Below are 3,356 nucleotides of genomic sequence, written 5' to 3' on the forward strand. Positions count from 1 at the left end.
CCTCGCCACCGAGCACGTAGCCCAGGTGCGCGAGCAGGGCATGAAGCTGAAGGCCATCGTGGCCAACCTGCTCGACTCGCCCTACACGCTCATCGTGCGGAAGGAGGTCGATCTCCCGAACGCCGCGAGGGGGTACCCGGCTGTCATCCGGGACCTCAAGGGCCTCAAGCTCGGCATGACGGGGCGGGGCGCGAGCACCGACTTCACCCTCCGCTTTCTCCTGAAGGAAGCGGGACTCGATCCCGACAAGGACGTGACGATCATCGCTACCGGAGGCGTCCCGACGACGCTGGCCGCGCTGCAGAAGGGCGACATCCAGGGGTTTCTTGGCTTCGAGCCCATCCAGTCTCAAGCGATCTACGGCTTCCAGGTCGCCAAGCCGGTGCTCGACATCCGCAAGGGCGAGGGGCCGCGTATCCTCCGCGACTACGCCTACAACAGCATGGTGGCCAGGGAGGATTATCTAGCCGCGCACCCCGACGTTGCGCGTCGCATGGTCGAGGCCGTGGTCGATACGCAGCGCTTTCTTCAGGACCCGAAGAACTTCGAGGAGACGGTCAAGATCGCGGAGAAGTACTTCGAGGGAATCGATCCACGCTTGCTGCGCCCGATCCTGCAGGACAGCATCAAGGCGTACCAGCCGGTCATCACGCGCCAGGCCGTGGCCAATATCGGCGAGATGCTCGCCGGCGCGGGGCTCATCAAGCGCCCGCTGGTGTTCGAGGACGTCGTCGACACGCGCTTCGCCCCGACGAAGTTCCCCTGAGCGCGGCGCGCGACATGACGGCGACGACGGCGCTGAGCCGCTTCGTGGCCCTCCACGAGGGCGCCGCTATCCCTGACGGCGCCCTCGGGCTCGCGCGGACGGCCTTCATCGACGTGATGGCGACCACCCTGGCCGGTGCCGCCGAGCCGGTCGGCAGGGAGGTCACAGCATGGGTCAGGGACGCGGGCGGGGCGTTGGCCGCCACCGTCGTCGCCGGCGGCTTCAAGACGAGCACCGCGCAGGCCGCGCTCGCCAACGGGACCATGGCGCACGCGCTCCTGTATGACGACACGACATTCGTCACGCTCGCCCACCACAGCGTCGTGCTCGCGCCGACCGCCCTGGCCCTCGGGGAAGCGCTCCGCGCCAGCGGGCGCTCGGTGCTCGAGGCGTACGTGATCGGGTTCGAGGTGCTGACGAAGCTGGGCCGCGCGCTCAACCCCACCCACTACGAGAAAGGCTGGCACGCGACGAGCGTGCTCGGGACCCTGGCGGCAGCCGCGACGGCTGGGCGCCTCCTCCGCCTCGACGCGGGCCGGGTCGAGATGGCCCTCGGGATGGCCGCATCCATGGCCAGCGGTTCCCGACAGCAGTTCGGCACCATGACCATGCCGCTCCATGCCGGTCTCGCATGCCGGAACGGCGTCATGGCCGCCGAACTGGCCGCGCGAGGCATCACCGCGGATCAGGGCATTCTGGAGTCGCGCATGGGATTCTGCGCGCTCTACGGCGGGGCCGGCGGCGCCGCGCTCGACGAGCTTACTCGGGACCTCGGTGAGGCGAGGGAGATCCAGCGGGCGGGCTATGTGCTCAAGCCCTACCCGTGTGGCGCTCCGCTCCAGCGGGCCGTCGACGCCATCCTCGCGCTCAGAGCGCGTCACGGGATCGACCCGGACTCCGTGCAAGAGATCCGGGTCGGCGTGAGCTATATCTTCCAGGGGGTGCTCATCCGCACCGATCCCCGGACGGGTCTCGAGGGCAAGCCGAGCCTCGAGTTCTGCGCGGCCTCGGCCATGCTGGACGGCCACCTCGGCCTCGATGCCTTCACCGACGAGCGGGTTCGCGACGCGCGCGTCGAGGCGATGATGGCTCGCGTCCGGCCGTACGTCGATCCGGCGCTCACACGCGGGGCGCCCGGCGTGGCGCGCGATGCCTTCGGCGATCGGACCACGGTCGCCATCGTCCTGGCCGGCGGGCGCGAGGTCTCGGAGACCGTTCGCTTCGCGCGTGGGAGCCCGGAGAATCCGATGAGTGACGAGGAGCTGGTCGGCAAGTACCGCGAGTGCGCGCGGAGGAGTCTCGATCCCGATGCGGCCGAGCGAGCCCTGACGCTGCTCCGACAGCTCGAGTCACTCCCAACCGTCTGTCCCCTGATGGACGCCCTGCGAGGAGAAGCGGCGTGGGCCCCGAGCGGCTGCTGATCTCTGCCCGCGCCCGGCGCGGTGAGCCGGTCGCGGGGCTGGTCGACCGCGCCGCGGCGTGACCGCGTCGGAGCGGCTGGCGCGCTTCGTTCACGAGCTGGACCTGGCCGCCATTCCGCTGGCCGCCCGCGAGCACGCGAAGCTCTGCCTGATGGACACGCTGGGCATCGCATTCGCCGCCACGAAAGAGCCGGCCGCCATCGCGGCCGCGACGGTGGCGCGACGAACCAGCGGCGCGCCGGAGTCCACGCTGCTGGTCCACGGCGACAGAGTCCCAGCGCCGATGGCCGCCCTGGCCAACGGGACGGCGGCGTTCAGCCACAACTTCACTGACACGACACTCTCCTGTGTCATCCACGGAGGGCCCGTGGCAGTGCCCGCCGCCCTCGCCGCCGGGGAGATGATGACCGCGAGTGGGGCGGAGGTATTGACGGCCATCGTGGCCGGGTACGAGGTCATGACGCGCATAGGCAATTCCATCAACTCCGGAACGGCCCGCATGGCGCACCACAAGAAGGGCTACCATCCCACGGCCACCTGCGGGGTCTTCGGCGCCGCCGCGATCGCGGCGAAGCTCACCGGTCTGTCCGTCGAGGGGACCGTCGCCGCCCTCGGCGTCGCCGGGAGCTTCGCCTCGGGTCTGTCCGAATCCCTCACGGACGGCAGCGATGTCTGGCGCGCCCACGGAGGGATCGCCGCCCACAATGGCGTGCTCGCCGCCCTCCTGGCGCGTGCCGGCCTCACCGGCCCCCGAGGCGTGCTCGACGGCAAGAAGGGCTTCTGCACCGCCTTCACCGACGGGCGCTACGATGCGGGCGCCCTGGTCGAGGGGCTCGGCGAGCGCTGGCTCGTCCAGGACGCCGCGTTCAAGCTCCACAATACGGCCCACGTCTGGGCGCTGCCGCTCGACGCGCTGGCGGCGGTCCGGGCCGCGCATCCGTTCGCCGTCGCCGACGTCGAGCGGATGGAGGTCACCTTCCCGCAGAACTGGACCGCAATCATGGACGATCCGAGCGGCGCCACCTACGCTCCTATCAATTATGCGCAGGCCACGAACAACCTGCGCTTCTGCCTGGCGCTGGGCCTGCACGAAAGTCGGGTCTACATCGGCGAGTTCGACGAGGCGCATCTGCGGAATCCCGCGATCCTCGAAACCGCCCGGCGCGTGA

The 3,356-nt window shown here is 70.1% G+C and carries 3 protein-coding genes; all 3 read left to right on the forward strand.

Annotation, left to right across the window (positions count from 1 at the left end):
• Positions 1 to 766: ABC transporter substrate-binding protein (locus VKG64_10040; GenBank protein ID HKB25381.1), on the forward strand; the 766-nt coding region annotated here is incomplete at its 5' end.
• Between the two features lie 14 nt (positions 767 to 780).
• On the forward strand, positions 781 to 2,187 hold the full coding sequence (locus VKG64_10045; GenBank protein ID HKB25382.1) for an MmgE/PrpD family protein: 1,407 nt from the start codon (positions 781 to 783) through the stop codon (positions 2,185 to 2,187).
• 58 nt (positions 2,188 to 2,245) lie between these two features.
• The coding region (locus VKG64_10050) for an MmgE/PrpD family protein (protein HKB25383.1) at positions 2,246 to 3,356 on the forward strand (1,111 nt) is incomplete at its 3' end.

It is taken from the genome of Candidatus Methylomirabilota bacterium (assembly GCA_035260325.1).
In the GTDB taxonomy this organism is placed as follows: domain Bacteria; phylum Methylomirabilota; class Methylomirabilia; order Rokubacteriales; family CSP1-6; genus AR19.

Excerpts from the sequence above, each read along its gene's own strand:
- VKG64_10045 (HKB25382.1), top strand. The coding sequence starts at position 781 with ATGACGGCGACGACGGCGCTGAGCCGCTTCGTGGCCCTCCACGAGGGC.